This window comes from Winogradskya humida (assembly GCF_016862215.1).
GTDB lineage: Bacteria > Actinomycetota > Actinomycetes > Mycobacteriales > Micromonosporaceae > Actinoplanes > Actinoplanes humidus.
In genome coordinates, this window is record NZ_BOMN01000093.1 from 1 (window position 1) to 21,294 (window position 21,294).

General features: G+C 69.9%; 7 protein-coding genes. 6 read left to right on the plus strand and 1 reads right to left on the minus strand.

The window, feature by feature from the left end; translation table 11 throughout:
* The first annotated feature begins 28 nt into the window (after positions 1-28).
* The 6 genes from Ahu01nite_RS33090 (at position 29) to Ahu01nite_RS33115 (ending at position 20,161) form a co-directional block, all read left to right on the plus strand.
* Positions 29-15,655, plus strand: a complete 15,627-nt coding sequence (locus Ahu01nite_RS33090; protein WP_203840638.1) for an SDR family NAD(P)-dependent oxidoreductase — start codon at positions 29-31, stop codon at positions 15,653-15,655.
* Positions 15,652-16,938, plus strand: a complete 1,287-nt coding sequence (locus Ahu01nite_RS33095; RefSeq protein ID WP_203840639.1) for an ATP-grasp domain-containing protein — start codon at positions 15,652-15,654, stop codon at positions 16,936-16,938. Before Ahu01nite_RS33090 ends, Ahu01nite_RS33095 begins: the two co-directional genes overlap by 4 nt.
* Positions 16,928-18,007 (plus strand): LLM class flavin-dependent oxidoreductase, encoded by a 1,080-nt coding sequence (locus Ahu01nite_RS33100; protein ID WP_203840640.1) that lies wholly within the window; start codon positions 16,928-16,930, stop codon positions 18,005-18,007. The genes Ahu01nite_RS33095 and Ahu01nite_RS33100 overlap by 11 nt, the downstream gene beginning before the upstream one ends.
* On the plus strand, positions 18,000-18,968 hold the full coding sequence (locus Ahu01nite_RS33105; RefSeq protein ID WP_203840641.1) for an acyltransferase domain-containing protein: 969 nt from the start codon (positions 18,000-18,002) through the stop codon (positions 18,966-18,968). Before Ahu01nite_RS33100 ends, Ahu01nite_RS33105 begins: the two co-directional genes overlap by 8 nt.
* Complete coding sequence (locus tag Ahu01nite_RS33110; RefSeq protein ID WP_203840642.1) at positions 18,965-19,717, plus strand: thioesterase II family protein; 753 nt, start codon at positions 18,965-18,967, stop codon at positions 19,715-19,717. The genes Ahu01nite_RS33105 and Ahu01nite_RS33110 overlap by 4 nt, the downstream gene beginning before the upstream one ends.
* Positions 19,718-19,894: 177 nt before the next feature.
* Complete coding sequence (locus Ahu01nite_RS33115; RefSeq protein ID WP_203840643.1) at positions 19,895-20,161, plus strand: hypothetical protein; 267 nt, start codon at positions 19,895-19,897, stop codon at positions 20,159-20,161.
* 1 nt (position 20,162) lies between these two features.
* On the opposite strand, the gene Ahu01nite_RS33120 is transcribed toward Ahu01nite_RS33115, so the two are convergent.
* The gene (locus tag Ahu01nite_RS33120) at positions 20,163-21,137 is read right to left on the minus strand and encodes a helix-turn-helix domain-containing protein (protein ID WP_203840644.1); all 975 of its coding nucleotides are present in this window, start codon (positions 21,135-21,137) and stop codon (positions 20,163-20,165) included.
* Between the last annotated feature and the right edge of the window lie 157 nt (positions 21,138-21,294).

Here is a 21,294-nt window from a genome sequence, read left to right on the forward strand (position 1 = left end):
CGGGTCGCTGCAGCAGCGCACCGAGGACATGCTCAAGGATGTGCTCACCGAGGTGCTGCACCACGCACCCGGCACGGTCGAATCCGGCGTCAACCTCATCGAATACGGCATCGACTCGCTGAGCATCATGGAGACCACCCGGCGGCTGGAGAAGATCGTCGGGTCGCTGTCCAAGACGATCTTCTTCGAGCACCTGAACATCTCGTCCGTCGCGCAATACCTCGTCCGGACCCGGCACGACCAGCTCACGGCCCTGTTCACCGCCGCCGCACCCGCCGCTGTCGCCGAACCCGCCGCTGTCGCCGCTCCTGTCGCTGTCACAGCTCCCCTTGCTACCACCGCTACCACCGCTGCCGTCGCTGCCACCGCTCCCGCTGCTGGCGCTGAGCCGGCCGGGCGGGATCGGGACATCGCCATCATCGGGGTCTCCGGGCGTTATCCGGGCGCGAGCACCCTCGACGAGCTTTGGGAGGTGATCGCCGATGGGCGGCACATGTTCGAGGAGATTCCCGATGAGCGGTGGAGTCACGAGCAGATCTACGACAACGACCGGGCGGTGCTGGGCAAGAGCGTCATCCGTACCGGGACGTTCCTGACCGACATCGACAAGTTCGACCCGCGGTACTTCCGGATCTCCAAGCGTGACGCCGACCGGATGTCCCCCGAGGTGCGGCTGTTCCTGCAGGCCGGGGTCGAGGCCCTGGAGGACTCGGGCTACTCGAAGGAGACGATCCAGCTCCAGTACGACGGCGACGTCGGCGTGCTCGTCGGCACGATGAGCAACCACTACAACCTCTACGGCTTCGAGAACAGCCTGACCCGCGGCTCCGAGGAGAGCGGGAGCTACACCGCGACGATCCCGAACATGCTGTCGTACTTCTACGGGTTGACCGGGCCGTCAATCTTCATGGACACGATGTGCTCGGCGTCGTCAACGTGTATCCACCAGGCCGTACAGATGCTGCGCTCCGGCGAGTGCCGCATGGTCGTCGCGGGTGGCGTCAACCTGATGCTGCACCCGTACAACCTGATCGCCTCGTCGCAGGAGTACTTCACCACCGGCACGTCGGACGTCATCCGCAGCTTCGGTCAGGGCGTCGACGGCACCATCCTCGGCGAGGGTGTCGGCGCGATGGTCCTCAAGCCGCTCGCCGAGGCCGAGCGCGACGGCGACCACATCTACGCCGTCATCAAGGGGACGGCCCTGTCCAACGCGGGCATCCGTAACGGTTTCACCGTGCCGAGCCCGGCCATGCAGGCCCGCGCGGTCGAGAAGGCCTTCGACGACGCCGGCATCGACGCGCGCACCGTGAACTACGTCGAGGGCCACGGATCCGGGACGGCACTGGGCGACCCGATCGAGGTCAGTGCGCTCACCAGCGCGTACCGCAAGCACACCGCGGACAGCGGGTTCTGTGCCCTCGGCTCGGTCAAGGCCAACATGGGCCACCTGCTGGCCGCCGCCGGGATGATCGGCATCACCAAGGTGCTGCTCCAGCTGCGTCACGGCATGCTCGCGCCGTCGCTGCACAGCACCGAGCTCAACCCCGACATCGACTTCGGGGAGACCCCGTTCCGGGTGCAGCAGGAACTCGCCCCCTGGAACCCGATCGTCATCACGCAGGACGGCGTCACGGTCACGCTGCCCCGGCGCGCCGGCGTCACCTCCATCGGTGCGGGCGGCATGAACTCGCACATCATCCTCGAGGAACACCGCACGACCCGGCCTGCTGCCAATGGGCCGGCCGGTGACCAGCTGTTCGTCTTCTCCGCCATGCACGAGGCGGCACTCGCGCGGTACCTGACGACGTTCCGTGCGTACCTGGAACGGGCGGACGACGCGGAGCTGCCCGACATCGCGTACACGTTGCGGGTTGGCAAGAATGCTCTGCCGCATCGATGGGCATTCACCGCCACGGACAAGGCGGCCGCGCTGGCGGCGATCGACCGGTATCTGGCCGGCGCCCGGGATGCCGTCCTTGGCGAGCACCCTCAGGCGTGGGTGGCGGGGCGTAGCGTCGACTGGACGCAGCTGCCGGTGGCACGGCGGGTGTCGCTGCCGGCGTACCCGTTCGACAAGATCAAATGCTGGATCGAAAGTACGCCCGGAGCGCCGTCGGTGCTAGCACCGCTAGCACTGCGCGAACGGCTGCATCCGTTCATCACCCGTAACGCCTCCGATGTACGGGGGCTGCGCTGGGAACTGGACGTCGACCTCACCGACCTGCGTGACTACAGCTACCGGCTACAGGACACACCGGAGATCATCAGCACGTACGCCGTGGACCTCGCGCTCGCTCTCACCCGGCTGAGCGGGCACTCCGACAGCCCGGCGGTGCACGACCTGCTGCTGTTCCAGCCGATCGACTGGGCCACGACCTCGCGGCTGGACATCGTCTTCGACGGCGGGCGCGGCTCTGTCCGTACTCATGACGGTGCCGTTGTGGTCTCTTTCAGCGCCGGGACGGGCGACGCGGCCGAGACGCGCCGCGTTGAGGTAGGGCGCACCGAGCGCGTCCTTGATCAGCAGGGGTTCCTGGCCTCGCTCGCTGAGGGAGGTCTGCAGTACCGGGACGCCTACAGTGCTGTCGACGGGGTCGAGCGGACCGTGGACGGGCAGACGGTGCTGCGGCTGCGGGCTCCACGGCTGCGCCAGGACCATGTACGGCGCAACGTCACCCTTGATCCCGCTGTGCTCACCACCGTCGACCAGGGGCTGCGGTGGCAGGCGAAACGTGCCGGGGTGGTGGACTGGGCGCGGGCCGGGCTTTCCGGTGCGGGGTCGGTGCGGCTCGGGGTTACCGCGCCGGTCAGCGCGATCGTGTTCACGTCGGCCGGTGACGTCCTGCTGCTCTCCGACGGCGGTGACGTTGTCGCCGAACTCAGCGACGTGCGATCCGGTGCCGAAATCAGCGGCTCGCGGTCCGGCATCGGTGACACCGCGGGCGTTCCGTTCGTCTCCCCTGCCACGGCACCACAGCCTCAGCGAATCGCCCCGACCTACATCGCGGCACCACAGTCAGCGCGACCGGCCCCGGTCGTCGTCGCGGCACATCAACCGGCTCAGACCTTCGGTGCGGCACCTCAATCTGCGCCGCAAGCTCCGACCTTCGTTGCGACACCGCAGGTTGTGCCGGCGGGCTCGGCCTTCCTTGCGGCACCGCGGGCTGAGGAGCCGGCTGTGGCTCTTATTGGAGAGCTGCAGGCGATCGCGGCGGACATCCTCGGGTTCGAGGCGCATGAGCTGGATACCGGGACCGGGTTTGACGCGTTCGGGTTCGACTCGATGTCGCTGGTCACGTTCACGCAGCGGATCAAGGAACGGTTCGGGCCCGAGCTCAGCCCGGCGGTGTTCTTCGACCTCAACACGATCGACGCCCTGGGCGATCACCTGGCGACAGAGCACGGCGTGCGCGATGTGCGTCCCACCGCCGCGCCTGCGATGCCCACGGCCGTAACGCCGATCGCCACGGCCGCTGCCGCCGTTCCGGCTGTAGCAGTTACATCGGGGACAACGGCGCCCGGCGGCGGGATGCCTGTTGCTGTGATCGGGGCTGCGGGGCGGTTTCCCGGTGCGCGCACGCTCGATGAGTTCTGGGCGAATCTGACGGCCGGGGCGGACCACGTCACCGAGTTCCCCCTGCACCGCTACGAGGGTGACTATCGCCGCAGCATCGAGGGTGCCGACTTCCCGCACCGCATGGGGGTGCTCGATGACATCGACGCTTTTGATGCCGCGTTCTTCGGCATTCTGCCGCGGGAGGCCGAGCGGATGGACCCGCAGCACCGGCTCGTGCTGGAGACGGTGTGGAACGCGCTGGAGCACAGCGCACATCAGCCGGACGAGCTGCCGTCGGACACGGGGGTCTTCATCGGTGTCTCGGCCAACGAGTACAGCGGGCTGCTCACCGCGTACGGCGTGACTCCTGATGCGTTCACCACCGTGGGTAACACGCACTCGATCCTGGCCAACCGGGTCTCCTATCTGCTCGATGTACGCGGGCCGAGCGAGCCGATCGACACCGCCTGCTCCAGTTCGCTGGTGGCGGTCCACCGGGCGGTCGAGGCGATCCGTTCCGGGGCGTGCGCCATGGCGGTCGCCGGTGGGGTCAACGTGCTGCTCGGCGCGGACGGGTTCGTCAGTGCGCAGCTTGCCGGGATGCTCAGCCCGGACGGGCGGTGCAAGACCTTCGACGCACGGGCCGACGGGTACGTCCGCGGTGAAGGCGTCGCCGCCGTGGTCCTCAAACCGCTCGCCGACGCCGAGCGCGACGGTGACGCCATCATGGGCGTGATCCGGGGTACCGCGCAGAACCACGGCGGCCGGGCGAACTCGCTGACCGCGCCGAACGCCGACGCGCAGGCCGAGCTGGTGAGCGCGGCCATCGGCGACCTCGACCCCGCGACCATCGGCTACATCGAGACGCACGGCACCGGCACCGCCCTCGGCGACCCGGTGGAGATCCGCGGCCTGCGCAAGGCGTTCCGCGGTCTCGGCCACGCCGACGACGGTGCCTGCGCGCTCGGCTCGGTGAAGGCCGGCATCGGGCACCTCGAGGCAGCGGCGGGCATCGCCGGGCTCGTGAAGGTGCTGCTCGCGCTTGAGCACCGGGTTCTGCCCGGCACCGTCGGACTCGACCGGATCAACCCTTACATCGAGCTGGCAGGTGGCCCGTTCCATGTGGTGCGGGACGCCCAGCCGTGGCCCGCGCCTCGCGATGGAGCGCCGCGCCGTGCCGGGGTCAGCAGCTTCGGCTTCGGCGGGGTGAACGCCCACGTGGTCGTCGAGGAGTACCACCGCGTGGCGCAGGAGCAGCGGAACGTCACCGGTGTTGTGGTGCCGCTGTCGGCGCGTACGCCGGGACAGCTCGTGCAACGGGCCCGTGACCTGCTCGCTCATTTGCAGGGCGCGCGGCCGTCACTTGATTCGATCGCCTGGACGTTGCAGGCGGGGCGGCAGGCGATGCGCGAACGGGCCGGTTGGGTCGTCGCGTCGCACGAGGAACTTGTCTCGGCGCTGCGGGCCTTCATCGACGGTGGCAATCCCGCACCGGCGGCGACCGCGGGCGGCGATCTGGGATCGGTGCTGCAGCGGTGGCTCGGCGGCGGGCTGGTCGATTGGAGGTCGCTGTACGGCGCGCGGACGCCGAACCGGGTGCACCTGCCCGCCTACCCGTTCGCCGGCGACCGTTTCTGGATCCCCGGCACCGGCCGTGATCAGCGACCCGGCACGGCCGACAGTCATCCACAGCCCGCGGCCGCCAGTCGCGATCAGCGGCCTGCGGCAGGCACGGGCAGGACGTCGCTCTTGACCGCGCTGTGGGAGCCCGCTGCGGCAGGGACTGCTGGTAGCTACGACCGGCATGTCGTGATTCTCTTCGGGGTCGACGGGGTGGTGCCCGGGGCCGAGTGTTTCCGCGTCCGGACGGACAAGGGCCGCCCGGAGAGCCGCCTGCGCGACATCTCCTGGCAGGTCGCGCGGATCGTGCAGGAGCTCGGCGAACCGGCCGGGCGAACCCTGGTGCAGATCATCGCCGAGAAATCCGAGGGAGCCGATAGAGCCGGGCAAGCCGATGGAACTGCAGCGCTCGCCCTCGCGGGGCTGACCCGGACGCTGACCCGGGAACTGCCCGGCATGACCGGTCAGGTCATCGTCATCGAGGGCCAGGACGTCGCCGCGGTTGCCGCGGAGAACTCCGGGGGCGCCGCCGATCTGGTGGTCTACCGCGACGGCGTACGGACCGTGCCGGTCTGGACCTCCGTCACCCCGGCGCCGGACAGGACCGCGACACCTTGGCGCGACGGTGGCACGTACGTGATCACCGGGGGCGCCGGTGGGATCGGGGCGCACGTTGCCCGCCGGATCGCCGCGGACACCCGTGACGCGACCGTGGTCCTCAGCGGCCGGTCGCCGCGGGACGCACGCATCACGGCGCTGCTCAGCGAGCTGGAGCATGCCGGACTGGTAGCCCGGTACGTGCGGGCGGACGTCTCACGGTGGGAAGAAGTGCGGCATCTGGTCGCGCAGTCCGGGCAGGTCACCGGCATCGTGCATGCCGCCGGCCAGACCCGCGACGCCCTGCTCACCGGCAAGACGGCCGAGCAGTGGGACGAGGTCCTGGCGCCGAAGGTGGACGGTCTGGTGCATCTCGACCGGGCCACCGCGGACCATCCGCTCGAGTTCGTTCTCGCGTTCTCATCGGGCGTCGCCCTCACCGGAAACCCCGGTCAGGCCGACTATGCGGTCGCCAACGCTTTCCTTCACGCGTACGCCGAGCAGCGCAACACCCAGGTTTCGCTGGGCCGGCGCCATGGGCGTACGACGGCGATCGCCTGGCCGTTGTGGCAGGACGGCGGGATGCGGGTGAGTGCGAGCACCCGCGACTACCTGTGGCGTGACCGGGGACTGGCCCCGATGCCTACCCCGGACGGCCTGACCGCACTCACCGCCGCGTGGCAGCTCGGCGCCGACCAGGTCTGGGTCCACCACGGCGACCCGCAACGGCTGCCGACAACGCCGGAGTCAACGCCGACTGCGTCGCTCGAGCCGGTCAATCAGGTCAATCCGATCGGGCAAGCCGATCAAGTCAGGCAGGCCAATCACGCCGGGCACGCCGGGCAGGTCGGGCAGGTCGCCGCGGACGGTCCGGCCGTGGATGTTGACGCGGTTGTCGAGCTGTTTGCCGAGGTCACCGGGCTGGCCGTGGATGCCGATCGGCCGCTGATCGATCTGGGTCTGGAATCAGTGATGATCATTCAGCTCAACCGGCGACTGTCCGAGATCGCGCCCGGCTTCTCCCGGACAGTCTTCTACGAACAGCCGACCTTGCGAGCGGTGGCAGCCACCCTGCGCGGCCAGGCACAAGCCGCACCCATCCTGCGCGGGCAACAGGCGGTCGCACCCGCGGCGCAAAGGCCGAGGGCCGCGGGCCCCGTGCCGGGCGACGAGCCGATTGCGATCATCGGGATGAGTGGCCGGTATCCCGGGGCGGCGGATCTCGACGAGTTCTGGGAGAACCTGAAGGCCGGGCGGGACAGTGTCCGTGAGGTGCCGGCGGATCGCTGGGCGCTGGACGGGTTCTTCGAGCCGGATCGGGACCGCGCCGTTGCCAGCGGCCGTAGTTACAGCAAGTGGGGCGGGTTCCTCGAGGATGCGACCGCGTTCGACCCGCGGTTCTTCGGGATCGCGCCGCGGGATGCGTACGCCATGGATCCGCAGGAACGGCTGTTCGTTCAGGCGGGCTGGGAGGTGCTTGAGGACGCCGGCTACACCCGGGCTCGCCTCAACGAGCAGCACCGGGGCGGGGTCGGGGTGTTCGCCGGGGTCACCAAGGTCGGGCACGCACGGTATCCGGCCGGGCGGCTCGCCTCGGGGGAGCTCGTGGTGCCCGGGTTGTCGTTCGCGTCGTTGAGTGCGCGAGTGTCGTACCTGCTGAATCTGACCGGGCCGAGTTTGACCGTCGACACCATGTGCTCGGCGTCGCTGACCGCGATCCACGAGGCCTGCGAGCATCTGCGGCGCGGTGACTGCGAGGTGGCCGTTGCCGGTGGCGTCAACCTGTACACGCATCCACTGGACTATGTGGAGCTGTGCCGTTCGGGGATGCTGTCGCCCGACGCGCGGAACCGTTCGTTCGGTGCCGGTGGACACGGGTTCGTGCCCGGTGAGGGTGTCGGCTGTGTGCTGCTCAAGCCGCTGAGCCGGGCGGTCGCGGACGGGGACCGGGTGCTCGCCGTGATCCGGGGATCGGGCATCAACCACGGTGGGCGTACCAGTGGCTACACCGTGCCAAGCCCGGTTGCGCAGGCCGCTCTGATCCGCGCCACCCTCGACAAGGCCGGGATCCCCGCGGACCGGGTCGGCTATGTCGAGGCTCATGGCACCGGCACCGAGCTGGGCGATCCGATCGAGATCACCGGTCTGAGCACCGCGTACGACCAGGACAGCACCGAACGGCAGTACTGCGCGATCGGCTCGGTGAAGTCCGGCATCGGGCACCTGGAGGCGGCCGCGGGTATCGCCGGCCTGACCAAGGCGGTGCTGCAACTGCGGCACAGGCAGCTCGTGCCGTCCCTGCACGCCGGCAGCGTCAACCCCAACATCAGCTTCGAGCGCACCCCGTTCCGGCTCCAGCGTGAGCTGACCGCGTGGGAGTCCGCACAGCCCCGCGTCGCCGCGGTGTCGTCGTTCGGCGCCGGTGGATCGAACGCACACATCATCGTGGAGGAATACGTCATGCCCCCTGCGCCGAACGCGGGACGCGCCACGGACGAACACATCGTCGTCCTCTCCGCGCGCACCGGTGAACAGCTGGACCGCTCCGTCGACCGGCTCGGCGAGTTCCTCGACCGGCATCCCGGCACCGACCTGGCCGCGCTGGCCCACACCCTGCAGACCGGGCGGGAGGCGATGACCGAGAGGTACGCCGTTCTGGTCTCCTCAACCGCAGAACTACGTGCTGCTCTGCGTACGGGCAGGGGCCATCGGGGCACCGCCCTCGCCCTCGCTGAGCTCGACGGTGACAGCGACCTGCAGAACGAGTTGGTGCGCCGCTGGATCGAAGCGGGCAGCCTCGGCAAGCTCGCGGCCCTGTGGGTTTCCGGTACCGCGGTGGATTGGTCCCTGCTCGGCTCCGGGACCACGCGGCCGGTGTCGCTGCCGACGTACCCGTTCGCCAAGGACCGGTTCTGGATCGGGGATCTGACCGCGACCGAGGTGGCCGCTCCGCCCCCTGCCGCGCCCGCGGCCACGCCGGACTGGGATCACTACATCTCTGGCCTGGTACGGCAGAAGGTCGCGGTCGCTCTGGCCCTTGACGAGTCCGAGGTACGCGGTGATGTCGCCTTCGCCGACTACGGGCTCGACTCGATCCTGGCGATCCGTGTGGTCAGCCAGCTCAACGAGGCCCTGTCCCTGCGCCTGTCCACCAACGTGATCTTCGATTTCAGCACCGCCGACCGCCTCGCCCAGCACCTCCGCACCGAGTACCGCGACACCATGACCCCACCGGTGGCGCCGGCAACCCCGGCAGTCGCTGACACATCGGTAGCGGCGGCAGGACCGGTAGCAGCGGCAGGGCCGGTAGCAGCGACCGGAACGGCACGCGGGCCGATCGCCATCATCGGGATGAGTGGCCGGTATGCCGGTTCGGACGATCTGGACGAGCTGTGGCAGCACCTCGCGGCCGGCGATGATCTGATCACCGAGGCGGATCGCTGGGACCTCACCGGTGTCAGCGACTGCACCAGAGGCGGCTTCCTCGACCGCATCGACGAGTTCGACGCGATGTTCTTCACCGTCTCCGGCACCGAGGCCGCGGTGATGGACCCCCAGCAGCGGCTCGTGCTGGAGGAGGCGTGGAAGGCCCTGGAGGACGCCGGGTACGCAGGCCCGGCAGCCGACCGCCGCTGCGGTGTCTACCTCGGCGGCTGGGCGGGCGACTACCACTCGCTGCTCGGCGACGACGCTCCCGCGCAGACGTTGTGGGGCAACATGAGCTCGGTCATCCCCAGCCGGGTGTCCTACTTCCTGGACCTCGAAGGCCCGGCCATCGCCGTGGACACGTCGTGCTCCAGCTCCCTGGTGGCCATCGACCTCGCCTGCAAGGACCTCTGGCTCGGCCGTACGTCGAGGGCGCTGGCCGGTGGTGTGTTCCTGCAGTCGACGCCGCGGCTCTACCGCCAGGCCGACCGCGCCGGGATGCTCTCCCCCACCGGCGTCTGCCACTCCTTCGACGAGCGTGCCGACGGGTTCGTGCCCGGTGAGGGCGTCGGGATGGTGGTCCTCAAACGGCTCGAGGACGCGCTGGCCGACGGCGACCACATCCACGGCGTGATCAGGGCCATCGGGACGAACCAGGACGGCGCCACCAACGGCATCACGGCGCCCAGTTCGCTCTCCCAGGAGCGGCTGCTGCGTGACGTGTACGAGGACTTCGCCGTCAACGTTGACAACATCCAGTTCGTGGAGGCGCACGGTACGGGAACCGGGCTCGGCGACCCCATCGAGTTCGGTGCGTTGACCCGGGCGTTCCGGGCGCACACCGACCGGCAGGAGTTCTGCGCCCTCGGGTCGCTCAAGGCGAACATCGGGCACACCCAGTTCGCCGCCGGGGTGGCCGGGGTGCTCAAGGTGCTGCTGGCGCTCAGGCACCGGCAGATCCCCGCCCTGACCAGCTTCGCGACCGCGAACCCGGCGATCGAGCTGACCGGCAGCCCGTTCCGCGTCCCGACCAGCCTGCAGAGCTGGGACGTCGCGGACGGTGTGCCACGCACCGCGGCGGTCAGCTCGTTCGGGGCGAGCGGCACCAACGCCCACCTCGTCATCGAGGAGGCACCCCCGGCCGTGCGACGCGGCCCGGCGCCGCAGGGTGAGCAGGTCGTCGTCCTGTCGGCGAAGACCCCGGAGCAGCTCGACCAGCAGAAGCAGCGTCTGGCGGCCCACCTGCGTTCGGCCGGCTCGGACGTCGCGCTGGGCGACGTGGCGTTCTCCCTCGCGGCGGGCCGGCGGCACTTCACGCACCGCTTCGCCTGTGTCGCCGACGATCTGACGGAGCTGGTCGCGGTCCTCGACGGGAGCTCTTCCGCTCGTACGAACGACGGGGTGCGCACGTTCCTGGAGGGTGGCGCACCGCCGGTCATCACCGGCGCGGCCCGCCGGGTCCCGCTGCCGACGTACCCGTTCGCCGGGGAGCGTTACTGGCCCCGCACCGGGAGGCCGGCAACCGGCGAGCCGACGACTGGAGGGCTGGCGACCGAGGTTGTCCTCAGCCCCGGTGACCAGCTCATTCGCGAGCACACGGTGCAGGGCCGCGGTGTCCTGCCCGGTGTCGCGCACCTGGAACTGGTACGCAGGGCGGCGGCACGGATCACCGGCGCGACGGTTATGGGGTTCCGTGACGTCACCTGGGCGCGGCCACTCACCGTCACGACGGAACCGGTCACTGCCCAGATCGCGTTGAGCACGGATGGCACGGACGGTTACCGGTTCACGATCGCGGCCGGCGACACGGTCTTCTCCCAGGGAGACATCACGCTCGCCCGGTCGTCGCGGCCGGTCCCGGTCGACCTTGCCGCACTGCGCGCCTCCTGCCGCGACAGTGTTCCGGAGGAGCGCATCCACGCGGCCCTGACCGCGGCGGGTATCGACCACGGGCCTGCTCTGCGCGCGATCCGCGACGCCCGCGTCGGTCCCGGCCTGGTGCTCGCGGAGCTGCGGCTGCCCGCCGGAGCCGAGCGCGGGATGCCCGCACCGGCCCTGCTGGACGCCGCCATTCAGGCCTCGGTCGCCACTCATCTGGCGGGTGGTGAACGGCGACTGCAGGACACCGCGGTGCCATTCGCGCTGAGCAGCTACGAGGTGTATGCCCGCTGCGGTGACGTCATGTGGGCGGTCGTACGTGGTGGGCAGGCGGGCACGCTTCCCGCGCTCGACATCGACCTGGTCGACGCGTCCGGGGCGGTGTGCGTGCGGATGAAGGGATATACGGCCCGCCGAACGGCACTGCCACCTGTGACAGCGGCTGCCACATCGGGCACGTACGCGCCGCAGTGGGAGCCGACCGTGACAGCGACCGCTACATCTGCCATGTACGCGCCGCGGTGGGAGCCGATTGCGGCCACCGCGGCGAGCACGCCTCGCGCCGGTGACCGGGTGCTGGTGGCGGGTGGCACCCCGGTGCAGTGGGCGACGCTGTCCGCCACCGGCGCGCACGTGGACATCTGGCCGCTGCCCGCTACTGCCGCGGCGGCCGACGTCGACGCGGCGTTGCGTACCCGTGGGCCGGTCGATCATCTCGTCTGGATCGCGCCGGCCATTGAGCTCAAACCGGCTGACGCGGCGGGGTACATCGCCGCGCAGGAGGAGGGTGTCATCGCCGCCCATCGCATGATCAAGGCGTTGCTGGCGACCGGTTGCCAGGAACGGCCACTGGGTATCACGCTCGTCACCACGCGGGCATTGGCAACGCATGCCGGTGACCGGGTCGAGCCGGCCCACGCCGGGCTGCACGGGCTGTTCGGGTCGCTGCAGCGCGAGTATCCGCATTGGATGGTGCGGCGGACCGACGTCGAGAACGCCGGCTGGCCCGCGGATCTCACCGCTCTGCCGGCCGCGTCGCCCGACGACGCGTGGGTGCATCGCGCCGGAAGCTGGCTCGCGCGCCGGTGGACGCCGTTCAACGCGCCCGGCCGGTCGATCTACCGCGCGGACGGCGTCTACGTGGTGGTCGGGGGTGCGGGTGGGCTGGGCACCGCATGGACCCGGCATGTGGCCGCGCTCGGCGCTCACGTCGTCTGGATCGGCCGCCGGCCGCAGGACGCGGACATCGACGCCAAGCTGCGATCGATCGACGGGCCCGGCACGGTCCGGTACGTGCAGGCGGACGCCGGTGACCCGGTCGCGTTGCGCCGCGCCATCGATGTCGTCAAGCGTGATCACCCGAGCATTCACGGCGTGGTGCAGGCCGCGCTGGTGTTGCGGGACAGCGGTTTTGCCGCGATGACCGAGGACGATCTGCGGGCCGCGCTCGCCGCAAAGGTCGACGCGACGGTCGCGCTGGCCGAGGCGGTCGAGGGCGAACCGCTCGACTTCTTCCTGCTGTTCTCCTCGATGCAGTCGTTCACCACTGCGGCCGGGCAGGGCAACTACGCCGCCGGGAGTACGTTCCTCGACGCGTACGCCCATGCGTACGCACAGCACCGCGACCTTCCGGTAAGGGTGATGAACTGGGGGTGGTGGGGCAACGTCGGCAGTGTCACGTCGGCGTTCTACCGCGAGCGGATGAGCCGGGCCGGCCTGGAGTCGATCGAGGCCGCCGACGGCATCGCGGCGCTGGATGTGCTGCTGGACGGCGTTCAGCCGCAGCTGGCGTACATCAAGATCAATGAGCGCAACACCCTGCCCAACCTCGACCGCGCCGCAGCCGGTGAGCCCCGCGATGAGGACGCGGACCTGATCGAGCGGGTGCGGCACTGGCGCAACGAGGAACGCGACCCGATGCTGGCCACCGTTCTGGCGGCTCAGCTCGCCACGATCCCGGACCGCTCCACGATCGCGCCGCAGTACGCCGAATGGATGCGGCACGCCGAACGGCTCCTGCCCGCCGGCCGGCCCCAGCCCGCGCACACCGCGCTCGCGGAGTGGGACCGCCGCTGTGTCACCTGGTCCGCCGAACCCGACAAGGCCGCCGAGGTACGGCTGGTGACCGCCGCGCTGCGGGCTCTGCCGGACGTGCTGACCGGCCGGATCCGGCCGACCGACGTGCTGTTCCCCGGCGGGGACATGGGGCTGGTGGAGGGCTGCTATCGCGACAACGACGCCGCCGATCTGTTCAACCGGGCGATGACCCGGGCCGCCACCGCCCTGGTCGCCGGGCATGTCGAGCGGGACCCGCAGGTCCGGCTCCGGATCCTCGAGATCGGCGCGGGCACGGGCGGGACGAGTACGGCGATGTTCGAGGCGCTGCGGGCGTACGAGAAGAATATCGACACGTACGTCTTCACCGACCTGTCGAAGGCTTTCCTCAACCGGGCCCGGGCGCGGTTCGGGCCCTCGGTGCCCTACCTGGAGACCCGCCGGCTCGACGTCGAGCAGCCGATCGCCGGGCAGGGCTTCGCGGACGGCGACTTCGACCTGGTCATCGCCGCCAACGTGCTGCACGCCACCCGCGACATCCGGCGGACCGTGCGGCACAGCCGGACGGCCCTGCGCGACGGGGGTTCGCTGCTGCTCAACGAGCTGTCGAAGTTCGACCTGTTCAGCCATCTGACGTTCGGGCTGCTCGACGGGTGGTGGCTGTTCGACGACAAGGCGCTGCGCATCCCCGGATCACCCGCGCTCACCCTGGACAGCTGGCGTGAGGTCCTGAAGAGCGAGGGCTTCCCGACGGTGGTGTCCGAGCTGCCGCGGGCGGGAGAACTCGGCCAGCAGATCCTGCGCGCGGTCACCGCCACGGCCGCGGCTAGCGAGCCTGCCCCGCCGACTCCAGCGACCCTAGCGACGCTAGCCGTTCCCACGGCCCCAGCGGCTCTAGCAGCGCTAGCGGCTCCGGCAGTCCCAGCAGCGCTAACAGCGCTAGCGGCTCCGGCTGCCCCAGCGGCCCTAGTAGCGCTAGCGGCTCCAGCGACTACCGCGCCGATCACGAACGTTATCCGGGACCGGGCCGCCGCTGTCCTCGACATCCCGGCCGGGCGAATCGACACCGCGGCGCCGCTCACCGACTACGGACTGGACTCGATCCTCGTCCTGCAGCTCGCGAATGCCCTGCGCACCGAGCTCGGCACGAACGTGACCCCGGCGATGCTGTTCGACGCCGGCTCCATCGACGAGTTGAGCGCCCAGCTGGGCGGAAGCACCACCGCGGCGGGTGAGACCTGGCAGCTGTCCCACGGCCAGCACGGCATGTGGCAGGTCCAGCAACGCTGGCCGGACACCACCATCTACAACCTGCCGATCCTGTTCGAGGTGCACGGCGAGCTCGACGAGGACGCGCTGGAACGCGCCGTCGCGGAGCAGTTCCGCCGCCACCCGGTCCTCAGCGCGGTCCTGCACGAACGCGACGGCGTCCCGGTGATGGATATCGACCCCACCCGCCGGCCGTCGTTCGGACGGGTCGACATCACCGCCGGCTCGCGGGTCGCTCAGCTGGCCCGACTGCGAGAACTCGCGAACCAGCCGTTCGACCTGAGCACCGGACCGCTGCTGCGGGCACACCTGGTCACGCTGCCCGGCCGGCGTCGCCTGCTGCTGCTCACGGCGCATCACATCGTGCTGGACGGCACCTCGACAACGGTGCTGATCCGCACGCTAGGCGAGGCGTACCGCGACCGCGACCGCGGCAGCAGTGGTAGCGGCAACGTGGCCACAACAAGCGCGGTCTCCTACCAGGACTACGTGACATGGGAACGCGACATGCTCGCCGGGCCCGACGGGGAAAGCCACCGCGCCCACTGGGTCGCGGAGCTGGGGAACACGCCGGCGGCGCTCGCTCTGCCCTACGACCGGGCCCACGACCCGGCGCGGACACCCCGCGCCGACGCCCTGCCGATCAGGATTCCCGCCGACCTGGCCGGCGCCGTCGCCGCCACCGCCCGTACCCATCGGGTGAGCATTTCCACGGTCATGTTCACGGCGTACGCGATGTTCCTGCACCGCCTCACCGGTCAGCGTGACTTCGTCGTGGGACTGCCCACCGCCGCCCGTTTCGACGAGCGGTTCCGGTCGGTCGTCGGGCAGTTCGCGAACTGCCTGCCGATCCGCTGCGAGCTCACCGGCGAGGAGGACTTCGCGCAGTTGACCCGCGCGCTGCATCACCGGGTCCTGAAAGGAATTGAGCACGGCGCGTACCCGTACGCGCAGATCGGTCAGGCCTTGGATGCCACCCACGAACCGCTCGTGACGACGAACTTCCTGTTCCAGAACTTCGAAGGCGTCGGCCTGCTGACCAACGCCGGGGCGGCCCGGCCCGGCGAGCTCGACCTGCGGCAGTTCGACGATCTGCCCGACGCCGGGGAACGGCGGCTCACCGTCGAGATCTACCCCGACGGCGAGGGCTACAAGGCCTTCTTCAAGTACGACACCAACGTGTTCGACGCGACGACCGTCCGCGCGATGGCCGACGAGTGGTTCACCGTCCTCCAGGAGGTTGTCCGATGAAACCCCACGTGGTGCATGTCGGGTTCTACGAGAGCTACGCCGACGCGGTGGACTTCGACGCCTGCAACGTCACGCTCGTCGTCGACCGCTACGCCGCCGGGCTGCTCAGCGACCCGGTCCGCGCGAAGTTCGCCGCGATCGCGGTGCTGGACGTCCCCGACCGTATCGACATGGACGACTACGACCGGGCTTTCGACCAGATCGAGTCAGCGGTACGCGGATTCGCCGGCACGTTCGGCACACCCGACGCTGTAGTCGCGGTGTACGAGCACACGACACTGCCCGCGGCCCGGCTGCGGGACGTGTTCGGCGTACCCGGAACGGATCTGCGCACCGCCCTGTTGTGCCGCGACAAGGTGGCCATGAAGCAGGCACTGCGCGGCGTGGTGCGGACCCCAAGATTCTGGGCGGTGGACGAGAAAACGACACCCGACCGCCTCGCCGAGATCGTCGCGCGGATCCCGGGGAAGGTCGTGCTCAAGCCCCGCAGCCAGGCGGCCGGATTCGGGGTGCGGGTCTTCGACAGCGGGCACGACCTGCTCGACCATGTCCGGACCGAGCCGATCGGGGCTGCGCACGAGATCGAGGAGTTCATCGGGGGGACGATCGGGCACACCGACGGCGTGGTCCGGGACGGGCAGTTGCACTTCTTCAGTGCCTCGGACTACTACGGCGATTGCTACAGCACCCAGCATCACAACGCGCCGCTCGGTTCGGTCACAGTGGACGATCCCGAGCGGGTTGCGCGGCTTTCGGCGTACACGAGCACGGTCCTGAAGGCTCTGGGTCTGCGCGACAGCGCGTTCCACCTGGAGTTGTTCACGACGCCGGACGACGACCTGGTCTTCCTGGAGATCGCGAACCGGTTCGGTGGCGGCTACATCCGGCAGCACGTGCGGACGGCGTACGGCATCGATCTGGCCGACGAGGCCGTCCGGGCCTGCACCGGCACGCCGTCGTCCCTGCCGGGACCGGCCACCCACCGCGACGTCGAACCGGTGCCCGGCGGTGCCTCCGGGGCGCTGTGGGCCGGCATGGAACAGACGAGTGACCCCTGCCGTGTGCAGGCCGTGCACGGGGTGGAAACGCTGCCCGTCTCGGTGCTGCACGCCGATCTGCCCGAGGTCGGTCAGGTCCTCAACGACGGCCGCCCGGTCTTCCACACCACCGGCACGTTCGTGATCGCCGGGCCGAGCAGCGCGGCGGTGCGCCAGGACATGGAACACATTCTCAAGACCTATTCCATTGATGTACGCGAGGAGGCGATCAGCGATGCCCGTTGAATTCCTGGGAACCGGTGCGATCAACGACGGTTCGGAGATCCGGGACCGTTCCGGGGCTCTCATGGACCCGGAGTACACGATCCGGCTGGCCCGCGCCCACGAGGACTTCGGGTACGACCGGGTGCTGGTGCCGTACTGGACCAGCGCTCCGGACCCGACGATGGTCGCCGGTCTGATCGCGGCGAACACCCGCAGCCTCGGGCTGGTTGTCGCGCACCGGCCGAACGTCTGCCACCCGACGTACGCGGCGAAGATGTTCGCGACCCTGGACCAGATCTCCGGCGGCCGCGCGACCGTGCACTTCATCACCGGCGGCGTGCAGAGCGAGCAGCAGCGTGAGGGCGACTATCTGAACAAGGACCAGCGGTACGCCCGGACCCGCGAGTACATGGGCATCGTCAAGCGGGCGTGGACGACGCGGGAGCCGTTCGACCACGACGGCGAGCACTACCGGTTCACCGGGTTCCAGAACGACGTCGTCCCGGTCAGCGCACGCGGCCCCGAGGTGTCGTTCGGTGGTTCGTCGCCGGCCGCGTACAGCGCCGGAGGAGCCGAGGCGGACATCTACGCGCTGTGGGCCGAGTCGCTGGAGGGCACCGCCGCGCAGATCGCGTCGATCCGGGCAGCCGCGAAGGCCGCCGGGCGCACCGATTCCCCGCGGATCCAGATCGGTTTCCGGCCGATCATCGCGGCGACCGAAGACCTCGCGTGGAAGAAGGCCCACGACATCGTGGAGCGGCTCTACGCCCGCCGGGACCCGGACCACAAGGCGGAGAACGCGGGTACGCAACGCTTGCTGGCGCTGGCCGGCAAGGGTGAACGCCATGACCGAGCACTGTGGACGGCGACGGCGGTCGCCACCGGAGGCAGCGGTGACACCACCGCGCTGGTGGGCACGCCGGACACCGTGGCCGCGGCGATCCTCGACTACATCGATCTGGGTGTGGACATCATCGCGGCCCGCGGCTACGACTGGCTCGGCGACGCCATCGACTTCGGCCGCTACGTCATCCCGTCGGTGCGCGAAGAACTCGCCAAGCGAACGGTTGAGGAGACCGCGAATGTCTGAGAACGGCGTGGTGTTCGTGTTCCCGGGTCAGGGTGCGCAGTGGGACGGGATGGCTCGCGAGCTGCTGGACACGGCACCGGAGTTCGCCGCCGAGATGGATCGCGCCGCCGCGGCACTCGATCCGCTCACCGGCTGGTCGCTGCTCGACGTGCTGCGCGGTGTGCCCGGCGCGCCCGAGCTCGACCGGGTCGACGTCGTGCAGCCCGTGCTGTTCGCGATGTACGTATCGCTCACCGCGCTGTGGCGTTCCCACGGCGTCGAGCCGAGCGCGGTGATCGGGCACAGCCAGGGCGAGATCGCCGCCGCGTACGTCGCCGGCGCCCTCGACCTGAACGACGCCGCCCGGGTCATCGCGCAGCGCAGCAGGTTGCTGGCCGAGCTCGCCGGCACCGGCGGCATGGGATCCCTGGTGCTGTCGGCCGAGAAGGCGCAGGAGTATCTGCGGCGCTGGCCGGGGCGGCTGACCCTGGCCGCGATCAACGGCCCGCAGAGCGTCGTCGTCTCCGGCGAGGTGGCTGCGCTCAATGAGCTGCTGGTGCAGTGTTTCCGCGACGACGTCATGGCCCGCAAGGTCAAGGTCGATTACGCCTCGCATTCGCCGCTGATGGAGCCGTTGCGCGAGCCGATCCTCGCCGACCTGGCGTCGATCTCGCCGCGCTCGGGCGTCGTGCCGTTCTACTCCTCCACGACCGCCGACCTGGTCGACACCGCCGGCCTCGACGCGCGGTACTGGTTCGACAACCTGCGCGGCGCGGTGCTGTTCGAACCGGCGCTGCGGGCCGCCGTCGCCGGTCACCGGACGGTCATCGAGGTCAGCCCGCACCCGGTGCTGCTCGAAGGCATCCGCGCGATCGTCGCGGCGGCCGGCAGCACGGCGACGGCGGTCGGTACGCTGCGCCGCGGGCACGGTGGGCTGGCGCAGTTCGAGGAGTCGCGTACCGAGATCATGGCTGTCCGGTGAGCGCGCAGCTGTGGTTGCGGCGCTATGCGCGTACTGATGAAGGATCGGGCCGCGGCAGGCTCATCTGCCTGCCGCATGCCGGGGGTTCGGCGCCCTTTTACCGGTCGCTCGCGCTCGCGCTGGAGCCCGGCCTGACCGTGTTGTCGGTGCAGTATCCGGGCCGGCAGGACCGCCGTGGTGAGCCCCTGGTGCCGAGCGTGGCGGAGCTGGCCGACCGGCTGGCCGAGGTGATCCTGCCGCTGGCGGATCAGCCGCTCACGTTCTTCGGCCACAGCATGGGTGCGACCGTCGGGTTCGAGACGATCCGCCGGCTGGAGGACAGGGGTGCCCGGGTCGACCGGTTCTACGCCTCCGGCCGGGTGGCACCGTCGCGGCAGCGGCTGAACGAGCGGGTCCATCTGGCGCCCGACGCGGAGATCCTGGCGGAGCTGCGCAGCCTCGACGGCACCGACACGAGCCTGTTCGACAACCCGGAGATGGTGGCCCTGATCATGCCGGCGCTCCGCAACGACTATCAGGCGATCGAGCGTTACCGCAGCGAGCCCGGCTCGGTCATCACCAGTGCCGTGCACGCGTTGATCGGCCGTGACGACGTGAAGGTGAACGATGCCGAGGCCCGCGCGTGGGCCGAGCACACCCGCGGCCCGTTCGAGCTGACGACGTTCACCGGCGGCCACTTCTATCTGACGCAGCACCAGGATCGGATCGCCGGCCTGATCCGTGCGACGGCGTTGACGGCCCTGACCTGAAGCGCTGGCCTGAAGCGCTGGCCTGAAGCCCTGACCTGAAACGTCCTGGACGGTTGAGGCCGCCCGTCCGCCCTTCCCGCAGCACCCGTCCGAGCGGAAAATATTGCCCGGGGGAACGGCACTCCCCCGGGCACCGCCCCTTGCCGGTCCTTGCCCGCCGACTGAATCGACGTACCCATGCGTCTTGTGACGATAAAGCTCGTCCCGCACGGCCGCTGCCCGGCCAACGAGTCGCCGCCGGCGGTGATCACGGACGTGATCTGGACCGCGGCCACACCGGAGGACCTCCTGGAACACGTGAGCATCCGGTCGGGCCCGGCGGTCATCCATCTCGGCTTCTACAGCCGCCTCGACGGAGAGCCGGCGTCCGCGTCGGCCGCGGCGATCTGCCGCCGGGCACTGGCGACATCGCCGTCCCTGAGCGGCTGGAGACTCTCGCCGTAACTCAGAGCCAGCCGAGCTGGGCGGCCTTCACACCCGCCTCGAACCGGCTGCGCGCACCGAGCCGCTCCATGATCGAAGCCATCATCCGGCGTGAGGTGCGAGCGGAGATGAACAGCTGCGACGCCGAGGACTCATCGGTGTGCCCCTGCGCGATGAGCACCAGCAGCTGCCGTTCCTGCTCCGACAGCCCGATCCGCTCGGTGTCCGGCTCCGCTCCCAGCGGCGTGGCGACATCCCAGGTGGCCTCGAAGAGCGCGACGAGGGAGGCGATCACGCCCGGCCCGGTGTGACACAGCGCTCCCTTACGGGTGTCGACCGGGTCGATGGGTACCAGCGCGATCGAGTTGTCCACCAGGACCATCCGCGGCGGCAGCGTCGCCACCGTGCGGAACTCGCCACCACGGCCGGTCAGCTCACGGGCGTACTCAAATGTCGCTTCGTCCTGCCGGATGCTGTCCACCCCGATGGTCCGGATGGTCACCCCCCGTCGCAGCACCGACTCGTCATTGCGCAGTGCGGCGGTCAGCGCCGGGCCGGACTGGGCACCCCCGGGCATAAAGGTCATCACCGTACGCGTGGCATTGCACGACAACTGCTCCAGCCGCCGCTGCACGGCCTGGATCCCGTCGAGCCGCTCGACACCGCCCTCGTCACCGGCGCGACCGCCGACGGTTCGCAGCTCGCTCTCGGCCAGCATCCGGGTGATCATGTCCTGCCGTTCGGCGATCTGCTGCTGCCGTTCGACCAGGTGACGCCGCTCCTCCGCCATCAGCTCCTGCAACCCTGCCAGCGGATCGACGGCGAACATCCGGCCGGGGTCCTCCAGCGACTCCCGGAGCAGCCGGCGCTCGAAGAGCACGTCCAGCGCCGTACGGATATCGTCGGTCGAGAGGGTGAGATGCTCCGCGAGCTGCTCGACGGACATCTCCTGATGCCCCAGCATCGCGCGGTAGACGGTCTCCGGTATCCCCTGCATGCCTAGAATCTGAAGCAAGGTACAACTCCCAGGTCCTGCGCTGATCCAGCCGGGTATCGCTGATTGCCGGACCGCTACCGGTTCGTCGACCAGACAATCGGAAACCTATAAGCCCAAAAAGATCTTGGCTATCAGGGTCTTGCCCGACAGAGCCGTG

What these genes read in the sequence shown, in the direction of transcription:
- Ahu01nite_RS33100 (WP_203840640.1), top strand. Translation starts at nt 16,928, where the DNA reads ATGCCCGTTGAATTCCTGGGAACCGGTGCGATCAACGACGGTTCGGAG.
- Ahu01nite_RS33105 (WP_203840641.1), top strand. Translation starts at nt 18,000, where the DNA reads ATGTCTGAGAACGGCGTGGTGTTCGTGTTCCCGGGTCAGGGTGCGCAG.
- Ahu01nite_RS33120 (WP_203840644.1), bottom strand. Translation starts at nt 21,137, where the DNA reads ATGCAGGGGATACCGGAGACCGTCTACCGCGCGATGCTGGGGCATCAG.
- Ahu01nite_RS33115 (WP_203840643.1), top strand. Translation starts at nt 19,895, where the DNA reads ATGCGTCTTGTGACGATAAAGCTCGTCCCGCACGGCCGCTGCCCGGCC.
- Ahu01nite_RS33090 (WP_203840638.1), top strand. Translation starts at nt 29, where the DNA reads ATGCTCAAGGATGTGCTCACCGAGGTGCTGCACCACGCACCCGGCACG.
- Ahu01nite_RS33095 (WP_203840639.1), top strand. Translation starts at nt 15,652, where the DNA reads ATGAAACCCCACGTGGTGCATGTCGGGTTCTACGAGAGCTACGCCGAC.